The sequence below is a fragment of the Acidovorax facilis genome, from assembly GCF_023913775.1.
Taxonomy (GTDB): Bacteria; Pseudomonadota; Gammaproteobacteria; order Burkholderiales; family Burkholderiaceae_C; genus Acidovorax; species Acidovorax facilis.
In genome coordinates, this window is sequence record NZ_JAMXAX010000013.1 from 37109 (window position 1) to 56843 (window position 19735).

At 67.1% G+C, this 19735-nt stretch carries 19 protein-coding genes and 1 pseudogene; 7 read left to right on the top strand and 13 right to left on the bottom strand.

What is annotated here, in order from left to right:
* Nucleotides 1-70: 70 nt before the first annotated feature.
* From NFX52_RS06715 to NFX52_RS06725, 3 genes and pseudogenes are all read left to right on the top strand, one after another.
* Nucleotides 71-1012: pseudogene (locus NFX52_RS06715) on the top strand (3-hydroxyacyl-CoA dehydrogenase family protein); the annotation flags it as partial.
* A 54-nt stretch (nucleotides 1013-1066) separates the two neighbouring features.
* Nucleotides 1067-1924, top strand: coding sequence for a beta-keto acid cleavage family enzyme (locus NFX52_RS06720; RefSeq protein ID WP_055393032.1), 858 nt, complete (start codon nucleotides 1067-1069; stop codon nucleotides 1922-1924).
* Between the two features lie 82 nt (nucleotides 1925-2006).
* Nucleotides 2007-3035, top strand: a complete 1029-nt coding sequence (locus tag NFX52_RS06725; protein ID WP_055393031.1) for a Bug family tripartite tricarboxylate transporter substrate binding protein — start codon at nucleotides 2007-2009, stop codon at nucleotides 3033-3035.
* 33 nt (nucleotides 3036-3068) lie between these two features.
* On the opposite strand, the gene NFX52_RS06730 is transcribed toward NFX52_RS06725, so the two are convergent.
* From NFX52_RS06730 to NFX52_RS06765, 8 genes are all read right to left on the bottom strand, one after another.
* On the bottom strand, nucleotides 3069-3527 hold the full coding sequence (locus NFX52_RS06730) for a DUF3592 domain-containing protein (protein WP_055393030.1): 459 nt from the start codon (nucleotides 3525-3527) through the stop codon (nucleotides 3069-3071).
* 42 nt (nucleotides 3528-3569) lie between these two features.
* The gene (locus NFX52_RS06735; protein WP_055393029.1) at nucleotides 3570-4490 is read right to left on the bottom strand and encodes a 2-hydroxyacid dehydrogenase; all 921 of its coding nucleotides are present in this window, start codon (nucleotides 4488-4490) and stop codon (nucleotides 3570-3572) included.
* A 70-nt stretch (nucleotides 4491-4560) separates the two neighbouring features.
* Nucleotides 4561-6588 (bottom strand): acetyl/propionyl/methylcrotonyl-CoA carboxylase subunit alpha, encoded by a 2028-nt coding sequence (locus NFX52_RS06740; protein ID WP_055393028.1) that lies wholly within the window; start codon nucleotides 6586-6588, stop codon nucleotides 4561-4563.
* 2 nt (nucleotides 6589-6590) lie between these two features.
* On the bottom strand, nucleotides 6591-7310 hold the full coding sequence (locus NFX52_RS06745) for a DUF4126 domain-containing protein (RefSeq protein ID WP_252635588.1): 720 nt from the start codon (nucleotides 7308-7310) through the stop codon (nucleotides 6591-6593).
* Between the two features lie 16 nt (nucleotides 7311-7326).
* Complete coding sequence (locus NFX52_RS06750) at nucleotides 7327-8109, bottom strand: enoyl-CoA hydratase/isomerase family protein (protein ID WP_055393025.1); 783 nt, start codon at nucleotides 8107-8109, stop codon at nucleotides 7327-7329.
* Nucleotides 8106-8615, bottom strand: coding sequence for a DinB family protein (locus NFX52_RS06755; protein ID WP_055393024.1), 510 nt, complete (start codon nucleotides 8613-8615; stop codon nucleotides 8106-8108). Before NFX52_RS06755 ends, NFX52_RS06750 begins: the two co-directional genes overlap by 4 nt.
* A 17-nt stretch (nucleotides 8616-8632) precedes the next feature.
* Nucleotides 8633-10240, bottom strand: a complete 1608-nt coding sequence (locus NFX52_RS06760) for a carboxyl transferase domain-containing protein (protein WP_055393023.1) — start codon at nucleotides 10238-10240, stop codon at nucleotides 8633-8635.
* A gap of 13 nt (nucleotides 10241-10253) precedes the next feature.
* On the bottom strand, nucleotides 10254-11984 hold the full coding sequence (locus tag NFX52_RS06765) for an AMP-binding protein (RefSeq protein WP_055393022.1): 1731 nt from the start codon (nucleotides 11982-11984) through the stop codon (nucleotides 10254-10256).
* A gap of 118 nt (nucleotides 11985-12102) precedes the next feature.
* On the opposite strand from NFX52_RS06765, the gene NFX52_RS06770 reads away from it, so the two are divergent.
* Together NFX52_RS06770 and NFX52_RS06775 are read left to right on the top strand one after the other, a co-directional pair.
* The gene (locus tag NFX52_RS06770; RefSeq protein WP_242701171.1) at nucleotides 12103-13218 is read left to right on the top strand and encodes an AraC family transcriptional regulator; all 1116 of its coding nucleotides are present in this window, start codon (nucleotides 12103-12105) and stop codon (nucleotides 13216-13218) included.
* A 124-nt stretch (nucleotides 13219-13342) separates the two neighbouring features.
* Nucleotides 13343-14017: a glutathione S-transferase family protein gene (locus NFX52_RS06775; protein ID WP_055393020.1), complete on the top strand. Its 675-nt coding sequence runs from the start codon at nucleotides 13343-13345 to the stop codon at nucleotides 14015-14017.
* A gap of 32 nt (nucleotides 14018-14049) precedes the next feature.
* On the opposite strand, the gene NFX52_RS06780 is transcribed toward NFX52_RS06775, so the two are convergent.
* The 4 genes from NFX52_RS06780 to NFX52_RS06795 all read right to left on the bottom strand — a co-directional run bounded on the left by NFX52_RS06780 (nucleotide 14050) and on the right by NFX52_RS06795 (nucleotide 17531).
* Nucleotides 14050-15489, bottom strand: coding sequence for a patatin-like phospholipase family protein (locus NFX52_RS06780; RefSeq protein WP_238385441.1), 1440 nt, complete (start codon nucleotides 15487-15489; stop codon nucleotides 14050-14052).
* A 48-nt stretch (nucleotides 15490-15537) separates the two neighbouring features.
* Nucleotides 15538-16191, bottom strand: a complete 654-nt coding sequence (locus NFX52_RS06785) for an HAD family hydrolase (protein ID WP_055393018.1) — start codon at nucleotides 16189-16191, stop codon at nucleotides 15538-15540.
* Between the two features lie 50 nt (nucleotides 16192-16241).
* A complete protein-coding gene (locus NFX52_RS06790; protein WP_055393016.1) occupies nucleotides 16242-16667 on the bottom strand; it encodes a YchJ family protein in 426 nt (141 codons plus the stop codon).
* A 165-nt stretch (nucleotides 16668-16832) separates the two neighbouring features.
* Entirely contained in the window at nucleotides 16833-17531 is a 699-nt protein-coding gene (locus NFX52_RS06795) for a DUF4197 domain-containing protein (protein ID WP_055393096.1), read from the bottom strand.
* A gap of 175 nt (nucleotides 17532-17706) precedes the next feature.
* Between NFX52_RS06795 and NFX52_RS06800 the strand changes: the two genes are divergently transcribed.
* On the top strand, nucleotides 17707-18186 hold the full coding sequence (locus NFX52_RS06800) for a DUF421 domain-containing protein (RefSeq protein WP_055393014.1): 480 nt from the start codon (nucleotides 17707-17709) through the stop codon (nucleotides 18184-18186).
* Nucleotides 18187-18259: 73 nt separating this feature from the next.
* A complete protein-coding gene (locus NFX52_RS06805; RefSeq protein ID WP_055393012.1) occupies nucleotides 18260-18622 on the top strand; it encodes a DUF2237 family protein in 363 nt (120 codons plus the stop codon).
* A 2-nt stretch (nucleotides 18623-18624) separates the two neighbouring features.
* On the opposite strand, the gene NFX52_RS06810 is transcribed toward NFX52_RS06805, so the two are convergent.
* Complete coding sequence (locus NFX52_RS06810) at nucleotides 18625-19701, bottom strand: hypothetical protein (protein ID WP_055393010.1); 1077 nt, start codon at nucleotides 19699-19701, stop codon at nucleotides 18625-18627.
* Nucleotides 19702-19735: the final 34 nt, after the last annotated feature.

The following is a 19735-nucleotide window of genomic DNA, read 5'->3' on the forward strand; positions in this document are numbered from 1 at the left end:
TGCGAGCCCCCTAGACTGAATTCAATGCAAGCACACCGCTTGAGCAGGTTAAGAGCAACGAGGAGACACGATGGAGAACAGTTCGCCGCGCAACGCGCGCACCGTGGTGGTAGGCGGAGGCACCATGGGGGCCGACGTGGCTGTGGTCCTGGCCCGGGGCGGCGCGCAGGTCACGGTGGTGGACCCCCACGCCGCACGACGCGACCACTTGCTGCCCCACATTGCGCAGGAGCTGGCCGCTGCCGGCCAGGCCACCCACGCCGGCCCGGTGCAGGTGTGCGCCAGCCTGCAGGATGTGGACTGGAGCGGCGTGGTGCTGGTGGTCGAATGCATCACCGAGCAACTGGCGGCCAAGCAACACCTGTTTGCCGAGCTGGAAGCCGTGGCCCCCGCCCAGGCCGTATTGGCCAGCAACAGCTCGGGTTTTCCCATCAGCGCCATTGCCCAGGGGCTGGCTACGGCACAGCGCATGCTGGGCCTGCACTTCTTCATGCCCGCCCACCTGGTGCCGCTGGTGGAGGTGGTGCTAGGCGAGCGCAGCGACCCCGCACTGGGTACCTGGCTGCACGCCTTCATGCGCGGCTGCGGCAGCGTGCCGGTGCTGGTCAAGAAGGACAAGCCCGGCTTTCTGGCCAACCGCATGCAGCACGCGCTCTCGCGCGAGGCGTTTGCGCTCATCGACGAAGGCATTGCCTCGCCCGAAGACGTGGACGCCGCCGTGCGCTTTGGCTTCGGCTTCCGCTTTCTGGCGGCCGGGCCGGTGCTGCAGCGCGACCACGCAGGCATCGAGGTGCACACCGCCGCCGCAGCCACCATGTACCCCACGCTCTCGAACACCGACATCCCCGCCCAGGCCCTGCGCGACAAGGTGGCCCAGGGCCAGCTCGGCATGAAGACCGGCAAGGGCTTTTTCGACTGGCCCGAAGACCGCAAGCAGGCCGAGCGCGCGCGCTACGACACGCTGCTGCGCCAGGGCCTGGCCTTGCTTGCCAGCGAGTTGCCCACCATCGAGCCCCCCCACCGACACATCATCGACAGACACCCCATCGACCACCGGAGCCCGCGCATGAGTGCATCGCCCGCATCACCCACCATTGCCAGCCAGTGGGCCGACCCGCTGATCGTGACCGTGGCGCCCAACGGCGCCTACAAGCAGCCCACCGATCACCCGGCCGTGCCCATCACACCCGCCACGCTGGCCACCACGGCCAAGGCCTGCCTGGACGCGGGAGCGGCCATGCTGCACATGCACATCCGCGAAGCGCAAGGCCGCCACAGCCTCGACGTGGAGGGCTACCGCGAGGCCCAGCGCGTGGTGCGCCAGGCCGTGGGCGACGCGATGGTCATCCAGATCACCAGCGAAGCCGCAGGCGTGTACCAGGCCCCGGCGCAGATCGCCATGGTGGAGGCGCTGCAACCCGAGGCCGTGTCCATCGGACTGCGCGAAGTGGACAAGCCCGAGATCGGCGAAGCCGGACTGCAGCGCTTCTTCACTGGCCTAGCCCAGCGCCACACCATGGTGCAGGTCATCCTGTATGACGTAGCAGACCTGCGCCGCTGGCAGGCACTGCGCGCCAGTGGCGTGGTGCCCGATGCGCCGTGGTTCCTGCTGTTTGTGCTGGGCCGCTACAGCGCGGGCCAGACCTCCAGCCCGCGCGACCTGCTGCCTTTTCTGAACGCCCATGACGGCAACGAGCCCTGGGCCGTGTGCGCCTTCGGGGCGGCAGAGAACGCCTGCGTGGCTGCCGCTGCCGTGTTTGGCGGCCACGCCCGCGTGGGGTTTGAAAACAACCTGCTGTGCAAGGACGGCAGCGTGGCCCCCGACAACACCGCGCTGGTGCGCCAGGCCGTCGAAGCCGCCGCCGCGCTGGGCCGCCCGCTGGCCACCGCCGCCGACATCCGGCAGCGCTTTGGCGCAGGCTGATCGGCACCGCTCCATCGCGCCCCCTATCCATTGACATCAACCCGCAGCAGACGGGCTTTATCCATCCCCACAGGAGACAGACATGCACCACCGCCATCTTTACTCGTCCACGCCTCGCACCGCCCGGCGCGCCGTGCTGCACGCAGCCCTTGCCGTGCCCCTGGCCCTGGGCATCGCAGGTCACGCAGCAGCGCAGACGGCGGCCACCGCCTTCCCTACCAAGACCATCCGCTTTGTGGTGCCCTACCCGCCCGGTGGCCCCACCGACCTGATGGCCCGCATGCTGCAACCCGAGCTGCAAAGCCGCCTGGGCGTGACCGTGGTGGTGGACAACAAGGGCGGCGCCGGTGGCAACACCGGCAGCGCCGAGGTGGCCAAGCAGGCGCCAGCGGACGGCCACACGCTGCTGCTGGCGGCCAGCGGCCCGATGGCGGTCAACCCCTCGCTGTACGCCAGCATGCCGTTCAACCCGCTGACCGATCTGGCGCCGGTGATCCAGCTGTCGGCATTCCCGCTGGTGCTGGAAGTGCATCCCTCGCTGGGCGTCAAGACGTTTGCCGAGTTCCTGGCCATGGCCAAGGCCGGCAAGCCGGTGCTGAACTACGCGTCGGCCGGCAACGGCACCCCGCAGCACCTTGCGGGCGAGCTGTTCAACACCACTGCGGGCGTAAAGATGGGGCACATCCCCTACCGGGGTGCTGGCCCCGCGCTCAATGACCTGATCGGCGGACAGGTGAACGTGATGTTTGACATCGTCGGTAGCTCCCTGCCCCACATTCAGGCGGGCAAGCTCATCCCGCTGGCCGTCACATCCACCGAACGCGCCAAGGTGCTGCCCAATGTGCCCACCATGGCGGAGGCTGGCATTGCGGGCTACCAGATCACCGGCTGGCATGGCATTGCGGTGCGCGCTGGCACACCCCAGGCCACCATCGACAAGCTCAACGCCACGGTGAATGCGATCTTCAAGGAACCCGCCTTCCGCGCCAAATGGGAAGCCATTGGCACGCCTGCGGTGGGGGGCACGGCGGCAGATTTCGGGGCGCTCATCAAGGCCGACGCGCAGCGCCTAGGCAAGCTGGTGCGCGATGCCGGCGTGACGGTGGATTGAAAAGGCACACCCTCTGTGCCCGTGCACAGAGGGCTATGCGACAGACCTGGGTCGCAAGCGCAGCAACAGCCAGCCCACTGCCATACCGATGGCACTGGACAGCAGCATCACCGTACCGGTCACGATCTTCACGGCGGTGGAGCTGCTGATTTCGGCCTGCGACGGGTCTTGGGCGGAGTAGCGCACCGAGACGGTCTCACCCACCTCGTGGATGGCCTGCTGCTGGCGTGCGACCGAGTCTGTGAACCGGAATCTTCGCCCATCGCCCGCCGCAAACTCCACAATGCTTTTCTTGGCAAGCCCCCGGCGGTGGGTCGCGCCCGTCATGATTTCTTCATGCGCAACCACCCGGCCCCTGGCGGTGTGTGTGTCGCCCAGCATGTTCATGCCAGAGGCCAACAACCACGCCGCGCCCAGCGCGGTCAAGGCGCTGGGCACCAGCAGGATCCAGCCCAAAAGGCCAAAGAAACGACGGAACGTGGAGGTGCTCATGCCTGCCATTCTCCACGCTGGCAAGCGCGTGGACCGGCGGCCTCAGTAGCCGCGCGCCGGGTTCACAATGCCTGCCACGGCCTCGCCGCGCTCCAGCGCCACCATCTTGCGCGCGATCTGGGCAATGCTCTCGTCGCGCAGCGTGCGCGCCGAGGTGTGAGGCGTGACGGTGATCCGGGGGTGCGTCCAGAACGCATGGCCTGCGGGCAACGGCTCGGTGCGGAACACATCGAGCGTGGCGCCTGCCACGTGGCCGCTGTCGATGGCGGCCACCAGGTCTTCGTCCACCAGGTGCGCGCCGCGCGCCACATTGATCACGTAGGCACCCGGCTGCAGGCGAGCGAGCGTGCCCTTGTTGATGACGTTGGTCGTATCGGGCGTGAGGGGCAGCAGGTTGACCAGCACGCGGCTCGCGGCCAGAAAATCATTGAATTGGTCTGCGCCCGCAAAGCCGCGCACGCCGTCGATGGCCTTGGGGCTGCGGCTCCAGCCGTTGATGGGAAAGTCAAACAACGCCAGCGCCTTGGCAACCCGCTCGCCCAGCACGCCCAGGCCCATCACGCCGATGGGGTAGTCGCTGCGCAGGCGCGGCTTGCGGTAGCCCCAGCGGCCCGCCTGGGTGTCGGCCTCATAGCCGTCAAACTCGCGGAAGTGGCGGATGACCGCGTGGCATACATATTCGGCCATCTGCACGGCCATGCCCGCGTCGTCCAGGCGCACCACCAGGGCCTTGGGAGGCAGGCGCAGCTTGAGGAGGGCATCCACCCCCGCGCCAATGTTGAACAGGGCTTTGAGCGCTGGCTGTTCGTCCATGAACTGCTGGGGTGGTGCCCAGACCACGGCGTAGTCGGCCTGCGGGGCGCCGGGTTGCCACACGGAAATGTCAGCGCCGGGCAGCGCGGCGGCCAGGCCCTGCAGCCAGGGTTCGGCCTTGGTGTCGGTACAGCAAAAGGTGATTTTCATGGGGCCCAAGCGTAGCCGCATTGGGCCCCCTGCGCTGTCACCTGCAGACGACTCGGGACACTGCGTGGGCTCAGGCCTTGTCGACGGCTACCAGCTTGAGCAGTTCTGCCCCCTCGGTCACCTGGTCGCCCGGCGCATACAGCAGCTCCTGCACCACACCATCCGCAGGGGCAGCAATGGTGTGTTCCATCTTCATGGCTTCCATCACTGCCAGCGGTTGGCCCTTGGTTACCGCGTCGCCCGCCTTCACGGCAAACGACACCACCTTGCCAGGCATCGGGGCTGTGAGGCGCCCGCCTTCGGCCGCAGCCTCGCCCGCGTGGGCCAGCAGGTCGATGGCAGTGATCTGCGTGGCGCCCAGCGGGGTGAATACGTGGTCCACCTCGCCCTGGGCATACACAGCCGCACGCGTGCGCTGACCTGCAAACTGCAATTCGATGCCCTGCCCCACAGCGCCGAACACCAACGGCCCGGCCACTGCGGCATCGCCCTCGCCGACGGCCAGATGCAGGCTGCCACCACGCTCGTAGGTCAGCAGCGCCTTGGCGTGCTCGCCACCAAACTCGAACTCAAACCGGCGCTGCACCACGCCATGGGTGTGGAAACCATCGCGGCGGCTGAAGGGGTCCACGCCCTCGCTGGCGCGCTCGCGCAGCAGGGTCTGGGCCACGGCCGCCGCAGCGGCCAGCGGCAGGCCCACGCTTTCCTGGTGGAACAGCACCGCCTGCTCGCGCGGAATCAGCGCGGTGTCCAGCTTGGCGCTGGCAAATGCCTCGGTGCGAGCCACGCGGCGCAGGAACTGCACGTTAGTGGCCAGGCCCACGATGTGGGTCTGCGCCAGCGCTTCATCGAGCCGGGCCAGGGCTTGCGCACGCGTGTCGCCGTGCACGATGAGCTTGGCCACCATGGAGTCGTAGAACGGGCTGATCGCATCGCCTTGGCGCACGCCGGAATCCACGCGCACCGCGCCCCGTTCGAAGGTCACGCACTCGGGCAACGCATACACGTTGAGCGCGCCGGTGGCAGGCAGGAAGTTGTTGTCGGGGTTCTCGGCGCAGATGCGCGCCTCGATGGCGTGACCTTGGATACGGAGGTCTTCCTGCTTCTGTGGCAAGGGCTCGCCAGACGCCACACGCAGTTGCCACTCCACCAGGTCGAGACCCGTGATGGCCTCGGTCACGGGGTGCTCGACCTGCAGGCGGGTGTTCATCTCCATGAAGTAGAACTTCATCTGCTCGGGCGCGTCGTAGCCACCGGGCTGCTCGACGATGAACTCCACCGTGCCCGCGCCTACGTAGTTCACAGCCTTGGCGGCGGCCACGGCAGCCTCGCCCATGCGGGCGCGCAGCTCCGGCGTCATGCCGGGGGCGGGCGCTTCTTCCAGCACCTTCTGGTGGCGGCGCTGCACCGAACAGTCGCGCTCAAACAGGTACACGCAGTTGCCGTGCGTGTCGCCAAACACCTGGATCTCGATGTGGCGGGGGCGCTGCACGTATTTCTCCACCAGCACCGCGTCGTCGCCAAAGCTGTTGATGGCCTCGCGCTTGCAGGAGTCGAGCGCCGCCGCAAAATCCTCGGCCTTGTCCACGGCGCGCATGCCCTTGCCACCGCCGCCCGCGCTGGCCTTGATGAGCACCGGGTAGCCAATGCGGTCCGCCTCGCGTTGCAGCAGTGCCGGGTCCTGGTCAGCGCCGTGGTAGCCGGGCACCAGGGGCACCTGGGCCTGCTCCATCAGGCGCTTGGACTCGGCCTTCAGCCCCATGGCATTGATGGCGCTGGCGGGGGGGCCGATGAAGACAAGGCCTGCGTCGGCACAGGCCTTGGCAAAGTCTTCGTTCTCGCTCAAGAAACCGTAGCCCGGGTGGATGGCCTGCGCGCCCGTGGCCTTGGCGGCGTCGATGATGCGCTCCCAGCGCAGGTAGCTGTCCTTGGGCGCGCTGCCCCCAATGTGCACGGCCTCGTCGCACACGGCGACGTGTTTGGCGTTGGCGTCGGCATCGGAATACACGGCGACGGTCTTCACGCCCAGGCGCTTGGCGGTCGCGGCCACACGGCAAGCGATCTCGCCTCGATTTGCGATGAGTATCTTGTTGAACATTTTTAAGCCACCTTGGCAGAACCAGAAAAGAATGAAGACAAGCGCCGCACCACGGCGCGCAGAAACTTGAACAGCACCACGAGCAGCAGTACCGACACCACCACCATTACGACCAACGCAACACCAAACGCCACTGGGTGCTGTGTGGCCAGCCACACCACGGCCACCACCAGGCCGTCTTCCAAGAACGACAGACCCCAGTTGGAAAACGGCTCGGGCGAGGTGTTCACCGCCCCCCGTGTGGTCATCTTGGTGGCCAGTGCCGTGGCCGAAAGCGATCCACCCAGTAGCCCCGCCACCACGGCCATGGTGGCGTTGTCGGCGCCAAACACGCCATAGGCCAAGGCGGCGCCCGCAGGCACGCGAATGAAGGCGTGCACGGCATCCCAGGCGCTGTCAACCCAGGGCACCTTGTCGGCAAAAAACTCCACCATCAGCATGAAGCCGCTGACCATCAGCACCAGCGGGTGCTGCAGCATGGCCAGGCTGGGGGGCAGCGGCATCCAGCCCAGCACCCCCATCATGCCGACCAGGAACACCACGGCATACAACCGAAAGCCGCTGGCCCAGCCCAGTGCGGCGGCCAGCGCCAGCAGGCTGGGCATGTCGAGCTTCGCAGTTGCCGTGGCTGCCGCGTCGCCCACTGCGCGCGCGGTGCCGCCATCCACATGCAGCCCAAGCGTGTGGAGCCACTGCACGATGTTGAACCAGAGTGTGTCCATGGCCGTTAAGTAGCGATCAGCTCAGCCAGTTGGGCTTGCGCTTGTTCAGGAACGACTGCACACCTTCCTTGCCCTCGTCGCTGGCACGGATGTCGGCAATGCCCTGCACCGTGGCGGCGATGAGGCCCGCGTTGATCTCCCGCTCTGCCACATCCATCACCAGCTTCTTGCAGACGCGCACAGCGTTGGGGCTGGCGCTGGTCAGGGCCTTGAGCAGTTCGTCCACCTTGGCGTCGAGCTGGTCAGCGGCCACGACCTCGTGCACAAAGCCAATGCGCAAGGCTTCGGCCGCGCCAAAACGTTCGGCCGTGAGGAAGTAGCGGTGCGCAGCGCGTGCGCCCATGGCACGGATCACATAGGGGCTGATGGTGGCGGGGATAAGCCCCAGCTTCACCTCGCTGAGGCAAAAGCCCGCCGTGTCCACGGCCACGGCCATGTCGCACGCGGCCACCAAGCCCATGCCGCCTGCATATACATCGCCCTGCACGCGTGCCACCGTGGGCTTGGGGCACTCGTAGATCACCCGCAGCATCTCGGCCAGCTTTCCCGCGTCGGCGATGTTCTCGTCGCGCGTGTAGTCGGCCATGCGGCGCATCCAGTTGAGGTTGGCACCGGCGCAGAAGGCCGGGCCTTCCGCAGCCAGCACCACGGCGCGCACATCGGCACGCCCACCCACATCGGTGAAGGCGGCGGTGATCTCGGCAATGACCTCATCGCTGAAGGCGTTGCGGATTTCGGGCTGCGTGAGCGTGATGCGCGCCACGGCGCCGGTTTGGGTGATGGACAGGTTCTGGCTCATGGCGTGGACGGGTTTTGCAGGAAGTAGACAAGGTCCAGCTCGGGGCTGGGCTGGCCCAGGGCGGTCAATGCTGCGGTGATCTGGCCCCGGTGGTGGGTGCCGTGGTTGAACACGTGCGCCAGCGTGGCCGCAAACGGCAGCGATGCCGCTGTGCCGCGCATGGTGGTGTAGTCGAGCGTGCCGCTCCAGCGGTCCGGCTTGAACGAGGCTATCAGCGGTGCCCAGCGGGCCGCGCCTTCGCGCAGCCGGGCATCCAGCCGCACACGGTCAGATTCCAACTCGGCGTCCAGCGCCACCTTGGGCGAAATGCCGTCGGCAAAGCGCACGAACCACAGATGGTGTTCGCCCACCAGCAGGTGGTTGAGCGTGCCGTGGATGCTGTGGAAGAACAAACCCACATCGCGCCGGTAGTCCTCTTCCGGCAGCGCCCGCACTGCATCAAGCAGGCGCGCCGTGGCCCACACGTTGTAGCGCGCGAACTGGGTGAAGTGGGCAACAGCGTCCATGACGGCTCCCTGTCGGGTTACATGCGGAACAGGCCGAACTTGGTGTCTTCGATGGGCGCATTGCGCGTGGCCGCCAGGCCCAGCGCCAGCACGCGGCGCGTATCGGCGGGGTCGATCACGCCGTCGTCCCACAGGCGGGCGGTGGCGTAGTAGGGGTGGCCCTGGTCTTCGTACTGGCGGCGGATGGGGGCCTTGAAGGCTTCTTCTTCCTCCATGCTCCACTGGCCGCCCTTGCCTTCGATGCCGTCGCGCTTGACCGTGGCCAGCACGCCCGCAGCCTGGTCGCCGCCCATCACGCTGATGCGCGCATTGGGCCACATCCACAAGAAGCGCGGCGAGTAGGCACGACCGCACATGCCGTAATTGCCCGCGCCAAAACTGCCGCCGATGATGATGGTGAACTTGGGCACGCTGGCCGTGGCCACGGCCGTGACCATCTTGGCGCCGTTGCGGGCGATGCCTTCGTTCTCGTACTTGCGGCCCACCATGAAGCCGGTGATGTTCTGCAGGAACACCAGCGGGATCTTGCGCTGGCAGCACAGCTCGATGAAGTGCGCGCCCTTGAGCGCCGACTCGCTGAACAGGATGCCGTTGTTGGCGATGATGCCGACTATCATTCCCTCGATGCGCGCAAAGCCCGTGACCAGCGTGGTGCCGTAGCGTGCCTTGAACTCGTCGAACTCGCTGCCGTCCACGATGCGCGCAATGATCTCGCGCACGTCAAACGGCTTGCGCGTGTCCACGGGGATCACGCCGTACAGCTCGTCTGCTGCGAATTTAGGAGCTACCGGCGCATGATCTGCGGGCGCCTGCGGCTTGTTTTTATTCAAATTGCGCACTGCATTGCGTGCCAGTTGGAGCGCGTGCATATCGTTCTGCGCCAGGTGGTCGGCCACACCCGACAGGCGGGTGTGCACGTCACCGCCGCCCAGGTCTTCGGCCGTCACGACCTCGCCCGTCGCGGCCTTGACCAGCGGCGGGCCACCCAAAAAGATGGTTCCCTGGTTCTTGACGATGATGGACTCGTCACTCATGGCCGGCACGTAGGCGCCGCCCGCCGTGCACGATCCCATGACCACGGCGATCTGCGAAATGCCCATGGCGCTCATGTTGGCCTGGTTGAAGAAGATGCGGCCGAAGTGGTCGCGATCAGGAAAAACCTCGTCCTGGTTGGGCAGGTTGGCGCCGCCCGAGTCCACCAGGTAAATGCACGGCAGGTGGTTCTGCTGCGCCACCTCTTGTGCACGCAGGTGCTTCTTGACGGTGAGCGGGTAGTAGGTGCCGCCCTTCACCGTGGCGTCGTTGCACACGATCATGCAGTCCACGCCGCTCACGCGGCCAACGCCCGCGATGAGCCCCGCGCTGGGCGCGTCGTTGTTGTACATGTTGAGCGCGGCCAGCGGCGCCAGTTCGAGGAACGGCGTGCCCGGGTCCAGCAGCATCTGCACGCGTTCGCGCGGCAGCAGCTTGCCGCGCGCGGTGTGCTTGGCGCGGGCCGCTTCGCCGCCGCCCTGGGCGACCTTGTCGAGCTGGGCGCGCAGGTCATCCACCAGTGTTCGCATGGCGGCGGCGTTGGCCAGAAAGTCCGCCGAGCGGGCATTGAGTTGGGTGTCGAGAATGGTCATACGGTGTGGCTCTTCAAGCAGTCTTTTGTTCTTCCAGGCCCAGCAGATCCTTCATCTCGTCGCGGATCTTGAACTTCTGGATCTTGCCCGTCACCGTCATCGGAAAGCTGGTGACAAAGCGGATGTAGCGCGGCACCTTGTAGTGCGCGATCTGGCCCTTGCAGAAGACGCGGATGTCGTCCTCGGTGGGCTGGGTGCCGGGCTTGGCAATGATCCAGGCGCAGAGTTCCTCGCCGTATTTCTGGTCGGGCACGCCCACCACCTGCACGTCCTGCACCTGCGGGTGCCGGTACAAAAACTCTTCAATCTCGCGCGGGTAGATGTTCTCGCCGCCACGGATCACCATGTCCTTGATGCGGCCAACGATGTTCACGTAGCCCTCGGCGTCCATGGTGGCGAGGTCACCGGTGTGCATCCAGCCGCCTTCGTCAATCGCCTCGCGGGTCTTGGCCGGGTCGCCCCAGTAGCCGTGCATGACGGAATAGCCTTTGGTGCAGAACTCGCCCCGCTGGCCGATGGGCACCACCGCCCCACTGTCGGGGTCCACGATCTTGATCTCCAGGTGCGGCTGCACCTGGCCCACGGTGGAGACGCGCTTGTCCAGCGGCGTGTCGGTGCTGCTCTGGCAGCTCACGGGGCTGGTCTCGGTCATGCCGTAGGCAATGGTGATCTCGCGCAGGTTCATCTGCTCCACCACGCGCTTCATCACCTCGGTGGGGCAGGGCGAGCCGGCCATGATGCCGGTGCGCAGGGTGCTGAGGTTGAACTCGGCAAAACGCGGGTGGTCCAGCTCGGCGATGAACATGGTGGGCACGCCGTGCAGGCCGGTGCAGCGCTCGTCCTGTACCGTCTGCAGCACGGTCAGCGGGTCAAACCCGTCGTTGGGGTACACGATGGTGGCACCGTGCGTCAGGCAGGCCAGGTTGCCCAGCACCATGCCGAAGCAGTGGTACAGCGGCACGGGGATGCACAGGCGGTCTTCGGGCGTGAGCTTCATGCACTCGCCAATGAAGAAACCGTTGTTCAGGATGTTGCGGTGCGTGAGCGTGGCGCCCTTGGGGAAGCCGGTGGTGCCGCTGGTGAACTGGATGTTGATGGGGTCGGTGGCCTTCAACGTGGCTGCGATCTGCGCCAGGCGCGGGTCGGCTGCGTTGCCGCGTGCCAGCAGGTCGGTAAAACGCATCAGGCCCGGTTCGTCGGCGCCCTGCCCCGCCTCATCGATCCACACTACGGTGTTCAGGTGGGGCAGCTTCACGGAGCCCAGCTGGCCGGGCTGCTGGTGCTGCCACTCGGGCGCCAGCTCGCGCAGCATGCCCAGGTAGTCGCTGGTCTTGAAGCGCGCCATGGTCACCAGCAGCTTGCAGCCCACCTTGTTGAGCGCGTATTCCACCTCGGACGTGCGGTAGGCCGGGTTGATGTTGACCAGCACCAGGCCCACCTGCGCGGTGGCCAGCTGCATCAGCACCCATTCGGCGTTGTTGTGCGACCAGATGCCCACGCGGTCGCCGGGCGTGAGCCCCATGCCCAGCAGCGCACTCGCCAGCCGGTGCGCCTCGGTCTGCAGCTGGGCGTAGGTGGTGCGGCGGCCCTGGTGCACGCTGACCAGCGCCTCGCGGTCGGGCTGGCGGGCCACCATATCGGCAAAAAAGGCGCCGATGGTCTGCTCGATCAGGGGAACGTCGGTGGCGCCACGGGCGTGGCTGTCCACCAGCGGTGCGAAGTTCGTTGCGGCTGCACTCGTCACGGGTTTGTCTCCTCGGCTCTGTCATGCGGCCTGCGCCGCAAGAACATGCGGGCGGGCGATCCGTAAGCATAGAAGCCTGAACCCCTGGCGGGTGGACACAATGGTTGCAAATCGTGCCATGGCTGGCACACTCTGTGGCGTGAAGACCACCGCCCCCACCGACCACCGTCTCCCAGCCACACCATCTGCCTTCGCCGCCACGCCCATCGCACCTGCAGCCACGCCCATCGCCTTTGTGCGTGCCATTGTTCTGGCGTACGAGCAGCGCGGCCTGAGCCCGGAACGTGCCCTGGCCCAGGCACAGATTGCGCCGCAGCTGCTGCCCGACGACAGCGCCCGCATCACCGCCTGGCAGATGGAGCAGATCTCCGACGCCGCCATGCAGGAACTGGACGACGAAGCCCTGGGCTGGTTCAGCCGCCGCCTGCCCTGGGGCAGCTACGGCATGCTGGCGCGTGCCAGCATCAGCTCGCCCACGCTGCAGGTGGCCCTGGCCCGCTGGTGCCGCCACCACGGCCTGCTGGCGGACGACATTGCCCTGCATCTCACCACCCAGGGCGACACTGCCACCCTGGCCATCACCGAGGCCCGCGACCTGGGCGCGCTGCGCGAGTTCTGCCTGGTATCCGTGCTGCGCAATGCGCATGGCCTGGCGTGCTGGATGGTGGACTCGCGCATTCCGCTCATTGCCGCAGAATTTGCCTTTGATGCGCCCCCGCACGCCGATGCGTATGCCGTGCTGTTCCGAGGCCCCGTCACCTTCCACGCGCCGCGCACCGCCATTCACTTCGACGCCCGCTACCTGCACCTGCCCCTGCGCCGCGACGAACAGGCCCTGCGCCAGATGCTGCAGCACGCCCTGCCCCTGACGGTGCTGCACTACCGCCGCGACCGCCTGCTGGTGCAGCGCGTGCGCCAGCTGCTGGCCGCGCCCCTGCCCGGCCAGCCGGCCCACGCCCTGCCCCAGCACAGCGCCGAATCGCTGGCCGCGCTGCTGCATGTCTCGCCACGCACGCTGCACCGGCAGTTGAAGGAAGAAGGCGCCACGCTGCAGGGCTTGAAAGACGAGGTTCGCCGCACCCGCGCGGTGGAGCTGCTGCACCGCACACAGCGGCCCATCAAGCAGGTGGCGGAGGCAGCGGGGTTTGAGAACGAGAAGAGTTTTATCCGGGCGTTCCGGGGGTGGACGGGGCAGTCGCCGGCGGAGTTTCGGCGCCAAGCGAGCCCAGCGTGATAGGAAGTGGCCCAATGGCGCGATCTGCACCCTGCATGGCTGCCACGGGGCTGCGTCCGCAGCCAGCCACCACTACACTGACCAGCGCTCCCGCCCGCCCTCTTGCCGCTTGCCGCTTGCCTTCATGCTCCACCTCCACCACTGCATCAGCGCCCGCTCCTTCCGTCCCCTGTGGATGCTCGAAGAGCTGCAACTGCCCTACCAGCTCCACATGCTGCCCTTCCCGCCCCGCGCCAAGGCCCGGTGGTTTCTGGACGAGAATCCGCTGGGCACGGTGCCGCTGCTGGTGCAGGGCGATGTGCGCATGACCGAATCGGCGGCCATGTGCCAGTACCTGGCCGCCACGCACCCCGACGCGGGGCTGGATGTGGCGCCCACACACCCGGCGTATGGCGCGTACCTGAACTGGCTGCACATGAGCGATGCGACGCTGACTTTTCCGCAGACGCTGGTGCTGCGCTATGGCCGGTTTGAGACCGCAGAGCGCAAGCTGCCGCAGGTGGTGGAGGACTACAGCCGCTGGTTCCTGGCCCGGCTGCGCGCGGTAGAAACCGCGATGACCCACGGCCGCAGCGACTATCTGTGCGCGGGCCGCTTTACGGCGGCGGATGTGGCGGTGGGGTATGCGCTGCTGCTGGCGCAGCACCTGGGGCTGAACGAACAATTTGGCCCGGCCACGCAGGCCTACTGGCAGCGGCTGCAACAGCGACCCGGCTACCAGCGGGCGATGGCCGCACAGACGGAGGCGGCCCAAGACCAGGACGTGCCCACCACCCCGGCCCCCGACACCAAGCCGTGATGCGGAGGTGGGGGCTAGCCGGGCTCACGCGGCTACTCGGACTTCGCTGGTGTAGATGCAGGTCCGGGCGTGGGTGAAGGTGTCGTCGGAGCCTGCCGCGCCAGCGACTGCACCAGTGCGCGGAACTCCGGCGAGTGGCGCAGCACGCTGCCACCTGCCTCGATGAGGTCTGTGACTTCTTCCGACGTGATGGAGAACGCCGTGGGCACCTGCAGCAGGCGGCGGCGCGCCACGTCGTCGTGGGCATCGCGCAGGTTGACGGAAATGACATGGACCTCGGCACCGGGCGCAAAGGCATCGCTGCTGCCGGTGGGGCCCGCCGCCAGCGACTGGCGCCACTGCTGGGTGATGTCGCGCAAGAACTCCTGCGTCTCGCGCGTGGCGCGGGCGCCGGTGCCAAACAGCAGCGAGTCCACCACCTGGGCCATGTTGGGCACCTTGTCGCTCATGTCGATGTTCTCGGATGGGTCGCGCTCGGCGTTGACGGTGACGAGCACCAGCTTGCGGATGGTGCCGGGGGGGATGCCCACTTCGCTGAAGGTTTCGCGCAGTCCGCCACCGGCCAGGGCCCGGTCGAGCAGACGCTGCACGCCCAGGTTGTCAGCCAGGCCGCCATCCACCAAGTGTATGTAGGGGCGGCGCTGCGCGTCCAGATAGCTCAACTCATGCGCGCGGTACAGGCGCGCGCGGTAGTCGCCGCCCGCGGCCAGGGTGGCAGCGCGGGACACGGTCTGGTACTGGGGGCACTGGTCGGCGTAGTTCTTGAGGGTGACGGGGCTCAGCAGCAGCGGTACGGCGGACGATGCCGCCACCGCGAACGACAGCGGCACCTTGCGCAGGTCGGAGCAGATCAGCGCGAACTGGTCCCACGTGAATTCAAAGCCGGTGCCCAACGACATGTCGGTGGCGGTGATGAACAGCTGGGGGTGGCGCGGGCGCCGCGCCACATCGCCAAAGGTGCGCCCGCCATACAGCTCGTCCAGCCGCCGCGCGAGCAGGTGCGTGCGGCCGAACCAGGGCGAGGTCAGGTCCACCAGGTTGCCGGGGCGCAGGGCTTGGGTGATGAGGCTGTTCTGGAAGTTCTGGCGCAGAAAGTCCTGCTCGAAGCGGGGCAGCCCCTCGATGCCGTGTGCCGCCAGGTAAGCGGCCACGATGCTGCCGCCCGAGACGCCGCTGATCACATCGGTGGCGTCGAGCAGCGTGGTGGGGCGCCCGTTCCAGTCAAACCGCGTGGCCTGCATTTCGGTCAGCACGCCAAAGCCGAAGGCGGCCGCCCTTGCGCCGCCGCCCGAGAGCGTGACGGCCACCAGGATGGTAGGGTCGCGCTCGGACTTGCGCTCGGGGATGGACTGGTCTTCGGGCTTCAGGGGTTCGTTGATCCAGGGCCGCACCGACGAGCAGCCCGCCAGCAGGGCCAGGGCCGCCACCACGGCGCATCGCCGCATCCACTGCTTCATGCGTTGTCCCGGCATTGCGCTTCTCCCATGGTTACAGGGCTGTTGGGAATCTTCTTGCCTGTGTCAGCAGCCCAACAGCGCAGGCAACTCGGCCATGCTGCGAAACACCTGCGCTGCGCCTGCGGCACGCAGGGGCTCGCCATCGTCCAGCGGCGCATAGGCAAATACCGTGGCGCCTGCGGCCACGCCAGCGGTCACGCCCGTAACGGTGTCTTCCACCACGGCGCAGCGCCCGGGCGCCACCTGCAGGGCCGCAGCCGCCGCCAGATAGACGTCGGGCGCGGGCTTGGTGGCGGGCATCTCGTGGCCGCTGAACACCCGCCCGGCAAAGTACGGCGTGAGCCCCACCTTGGCCAGCTGCATCTCGACCTTGTGCCGGTCGGCACCCGAGGCGCAGGCAATGCGCCCGCCGTGGTGGGCGTGCACCCTTTCGATGGTTCCGTGGATGTGTTCGATGGCCGTGAGGCGCTGGTCCAGCTCGGCATTGCGCCGTGCATAGAAGTCGGCCATCCACGCATCGGTCAGCGGGCGGCCGGTGTGGGCCTCGATGCGGGCGGCCTCGCTGCGCACCGTTTTGCCGATAAAGATGCGCATGCATTCGTCGGCGCTCAGGGCCCAGCCCGCTTCGTTGAGCATGTCGCGCAGCACGCCGTTGGTGATGGGTTCGCTGTCGACCAGCACACCATCGCAGTCAAACAAGATTGCTTCAAATTTCATAGCTGCTCGCGCTTATCGGTAAAGCGCTGGAGGTCATTTTTATTAAATTTTCAGGAGTGGATATCGCCATCCACATAGAACCAGCACCCGTCTTCGCGCACGAAGCGGCTGGTCTCGTGCAGGCGCACGGCGCGGCCGCCCACGCGGTAGCGCGCGACAAACTCCACCTCGGCGCGGTCTTCGCCCGTGCTGCGGTGGCTGCGCACTTCCAGACCCAGCCACTTCGTGCCGGGGTCGAAATCGAGGTCCGCTGGCCGGGTGCCGGGGTGCCAGGTGGCCTGCAGGTAGTCGCCACGTTCGAGGACAAAGGCGGTGTAGCGTGACCGCATGAGGCTCTCGGCGTCGGGCGCGGCTGCGTCGTCCCAGTGGTCGAGGTAGCGGCCGCAGCAGTCCCCATAGGACAAGGCCGCAGCCTTGGCGCTTTTGCCGGGTGCGGCTTGGGTACGGCCGCAGGGGCAGGGGTCGTTATGGTTCATGGACGGGTGCAGGAAGGCACGCAGGCGATGCGCGCGCCCCACCGATGGAAACGGGCGCTGCGCGAGGCGAGTGCACCCGTGGAACTGGCTTTGCCAGGCCACTGGGTGCGTCCCCCTCCCGCGCAGCGAGAGAGGGGGATGGCGCGAAGCGACTCAGGGGGAGCTTCATCTCAGCGCACCAAAGACCTTGCGGGCGATGGCGCTGCCTGCACCGGCCGGGTTCTGACGGATGCGGCGCTCTTCCTCGCCGATCATGAAGTACAGGCCGTCGAGCGTCTTGCCGGTGACGTACTGCGCAAGGTTGGCCTCCTCGGGTTTGAGCAGGCCAAAGCTCGCTGCCTTGCCCGCAAAGGCGTTGTACTTCTGGGTCAGGCCGACTTTTTCGGTGGCCTGGTTCACCACGGGCAGGAAGCGTTCGGAGAGCGGCGTGCGCGTCTTGTCGGCAAAAAAGGCGGTGACCGAGGTGCTGCCGCCGGTCAGGATGTTCTTGGCATCGGTCACCGTCATCTTCTGCACGGCGCCCACCAGCAGGTCTTTGCCCATGGGCACGGCGGCTTCGGCGGCGCGGTTGATGGAGGTGACCAGCTCGTCGATGCGCCGCCCCTGGCCCAGCGACTTCATGACCTTGGCGGCGTCGTCCAGGGAGCCCGGCAGGCCGATGCGCACCTGGGGGTTGCCCAGAAACCCGTCAGGCCGCCCCAGCAGGGCGACCGCCGCCTGGGCGCCCTGGCCCAGCGCGGCTTTGAGGCCGCTGGCGGCATCGGCATTGGTAAGGTCACCCAGCGACAGGGCCCAGGCCCGCTGGCCGGTGGCGCACAGCAGGGCAGCCACGAGGCTGGTTTGGTGAAATTGGCGGCGTTGCATGGTGCGGTACTTTCGGTGGGGGACGGCAGATGATGCCCACTCGGCCACCACTGCAGTGAGTGGCGCACTGTGCCGGAGCCGTGCGGGGAATTGGCGGGATTTTCGCTCAGCGAATGAGGGGCAAGCCGCAGGCCGTAGACTGCCCCCACCCAAGCATCCAACAAGGAACCTTGCAATGTGGCAAATGAGCGTGCCGTGGTGGGAGTTTGTGCTGCGCGGCGTGGTGGTGTACCTGTTCTTGCTGGTGTTCATGCGCCTGTCGGGCAAGCGGCAGACGGGGCAGTACGAGCCGTTTGACCTGATCCTGTTGCTGATCCTGTCGAACGCGGTGCAGAACTCGATGAACGCTGGCGACAACTCGCTGGTGGGCGGGCTGATCTCGGCCAGCACGCTCATGCTGCTGCATGTGGCGCTGGCGCGGTTGGCGTTCCACTTCCCGCGCATCGGGCGCTGGGTGGACGGCAAGGCCCAGGTGCTGATCCAGCAGGGCGAACTGAACCAGGCGCTGATGCGCAAGGAGCTGCTGACCCGCGACGACGTGGAGGCCGCACTGCGCGCAGGCGGCTGCCTGCACGCGCACGAAGTGGAACGCGCCACCATCGAGACCAACGGGCAGATCACCGTAGTGCTGCGCCGTCGTGGCGAGGTTGGCTGACCCGCCCCGCGCCCACGCCAACGGTCTGCCCACTCACCGCCCCTCACAACCCACGCGACTTACGCGACCCGATATGACTGCACTGAACGTTCTGGGCACCTTGCTGATGCCCTGCTCCTACGACCCACTGACCGGCTACTACCGCGACGGCTGCTGCAACACCGACGAGCAAGACCACGGCACCCACGTGATCTGCGCACGCATGACACAGGCGTTTCTGGACTTTTCGCTGTCGCGGGGCAACGACCTCATCACCCCCCGGCCCGAGTCCCGCTTTGCAGGGCTGCAGCCCAACAACCGTTGGTGCCTGTGCGTCTTGCGCTGGAAGGAGGCCTACGAGGCGGGTGTGGCGCCTCCCGTGATCCTGGAATGCACACATGCGCGCGCGCTGGAGTTCGTGACGCTGGCGCAATTGCAAAGCACGGCGTTGTCCTAGGCTCAGTTTTGCGTGTAGCAGGTCTTGTTGGGCAGAACGGTGTCCACGTAGCTCTCCACACTGACCGCCGTTGGGAAGGCCGTGGGTATCTGGTCGCCAAAGATGCACAGGCGGCTCCCCTTGCGGGCCCAGACGGCACGCGATGTCAGGCCTGACGGCTGGGTCCACAAGCCCCAGAACGCGGTCAGAGTAGCCGTGCTGCCGTTACGGTCGAACGCCACATTGCCCACACCGGTCAGAGGGCCTGCCACCGTGCCAGCGCCCGTGCAGTTGGCGTCAGCATAGGTGGCCACACCGATCTGTCCCGCCACGCGATTGTCCCCCTGGCGGGTGATGCGCCACAGCGAGCGGCCCCAGGTGCCGGGCCGCACCACTACGCACAGCTCCTGCTTCCAGTCGCCTTCGGGCAAGGCCACCACCGTGCCGCAGCTCACCTCCACCGAGCCCACGTTGGCAGAGACCACGCTGCCGGTGCCATTGCGCACCGTGCAGCTCTGGCCGGAAGGCTGCGTGCGCACGGTGACCGCATAGCCCGTGCCGCCGGCCAGCGCAGTGCCGAACGTGAAGCCGCCGTTGCTGGAGACCGAGAGGTCGTCGCCCCCGTTGTTCTGCAGCACCAACGTGCCACCCGCCAGACCAGTCACTGAGCCGCCAACCGTATAGGTGGCGGCCGCCAGGTTCTCACAGCGCACCTGCACGTTGCTGACGTTGGCGGTAGCGGTGCCCGTGCCCTGGGTCACCGTGCATCGCTGGCCGCTGGGCTGGGTCTTGACGGTGACGGCATAGGCAATGCCACTGTCCAGGCGCGTCACGAAGACGAAGTTGCCGTTGGCATTGATCGTCAGGTCGTCCTTGCCGGTGTTTTGCAGCGTCACCGTCTTGCCAGCGCCCAGGCCCGTGACCACACCGCCAATGCTGAACGCGCCTGCGGTAGGCGGCGGCGTGCCATTGTTGTCATCGTCACTACCGCCACAACCCACCAGCAAGGCGGCCGCCAAGCCCAGGGGGGCCCAGCGGAAGAGGGGCCGTACGGAGTGCCCAGTGCGCCCAGCACCCGTTGCGCTTGCTTGTCGTGTCATGAACAGAAACCTCTTGATCGTGAATGAAGGGCGG

Coding starts and splice junctions, on each gene's coding strand:
- NFX52_RS06780 (WP_238385441.1), bottom strand. CDS start 15,489: ATGCCGGGACAACGCATGAAGCAGTGGATGCGGCGATGCGCCGTGGTG.
- NFX52_RS06790 (WP_055393016.1), bottom strand. CDS start 16,667: ATGAACCATAACGACCCCTGCCCCTGCGGCCGTACCCAAGCCGCACCC.
- NFX52_RS06745 (WP_252635588.1), bottom strand. CDS start 7,310: ATGGACACACTCTGGTTCAACATCGTGCAGTGGCTCCACACGCTTGGG.
- NFX52_RS06755 (WP_055393024.1), bottom strand. CDS start 8,615: ATGGACGCTGTTGCCCACTTCACCCAGTTCGCGCGCTACAACGTGTGG.
- NFX52_RS06795 (WP_055393096.1), bottom strand. CDS start 17,531: ATGCAACGCCGCCAATTTCACCAAACCAGCCTCGTGGCTGCCCTGCTG.
- NFX52_RS06800 (WP_055393014.1), top strand. CDS start 17,707: ATGTGGCAAATGAGCGTGCCGTGGTGGGAGTTTGTGCTGCGCGGCGTG.
- NFX52_RS06785 (WP_055393018.1), bottom strand. CDS start 16,191: ATGAAATTTGAAGCAATCTTGTTTGACTGCGATGGTGTGCTGGTCGAC.
- NFX52_RS06740 (WP_055393028.1), bottom strand. CDS start 6,588: ATGTTCAACAAGATACTCATCGCAAATCGAGGCGAGATCGCTTGCCGT.
- NFX52_RS06730 (WP_055393030.1), bottom strand. CDS start 3,527: ATGAGCACCTCCACGTTCCGTCGTTTCTTTGGCCTTTTGGGCTGGATC.
- NFX52_RS06805 (WP_055393012.1), top strand. CDS start 18,260: ATGACTGCACTGAACGTTCTGGGCACCTTGCTGATGCCCTGCTCCTAC.
- NFX52_RS06750 (WP_055393025.1), bottom strand. CDS start 8,109: ATGAGCCAGAACCTGTCCATCACCCAAACCGGCGCCGTGGCGCGCATC.
- NFX52_RS06735 (WP_055393029.1), bottom strand. CDS start 4,490: ATGAAAATCACCTTTTGCTGTACCGACACCAAGGCCGAACCCTGGCTG.
- NFX52_RS06810 (WP_055393010.1), bottom strand. CDS start 19,701: ATGACACGACAAGCAAGCGCAACGGGTGCTGGGCGCACTGGGCACTCC.
- NFX52_RS06775 (WP_055393020.1), top strand. CDS start 13,343: ATGCTCCACCTCCACCACTGCATCAGCGCCCGCTCCTTCCGTCCCCTG.
- NFX52_RS06720 (WP_055393032.1), top strand. CDS start 1,067: ATGAGTGCATCGCCCGCATCACCCACCATTGCCAGCCAGTGGGCCGAC.
- NFX52_RS06770 (WP_242701171.1), top strand. CDS start 12,103: ATGGCTGGCACACTCTGTGGCGTGAAGACCACCGCCCCCACCGACCAC.
- NFX52_RS06725 (WP_055393031.1), top strand. CDS start 2,007: ATGCACCACCGCCATCTTTACTCGTCCACGCCTCGCACCGCCCGGCGC.
- NFX52_RS06760 (WP_055393023.1), bottom strand. CDS start 10,240: ATGACCATTCTCGACACCCAACTCAATGCCCGCTCGGCGGACTTTCTG.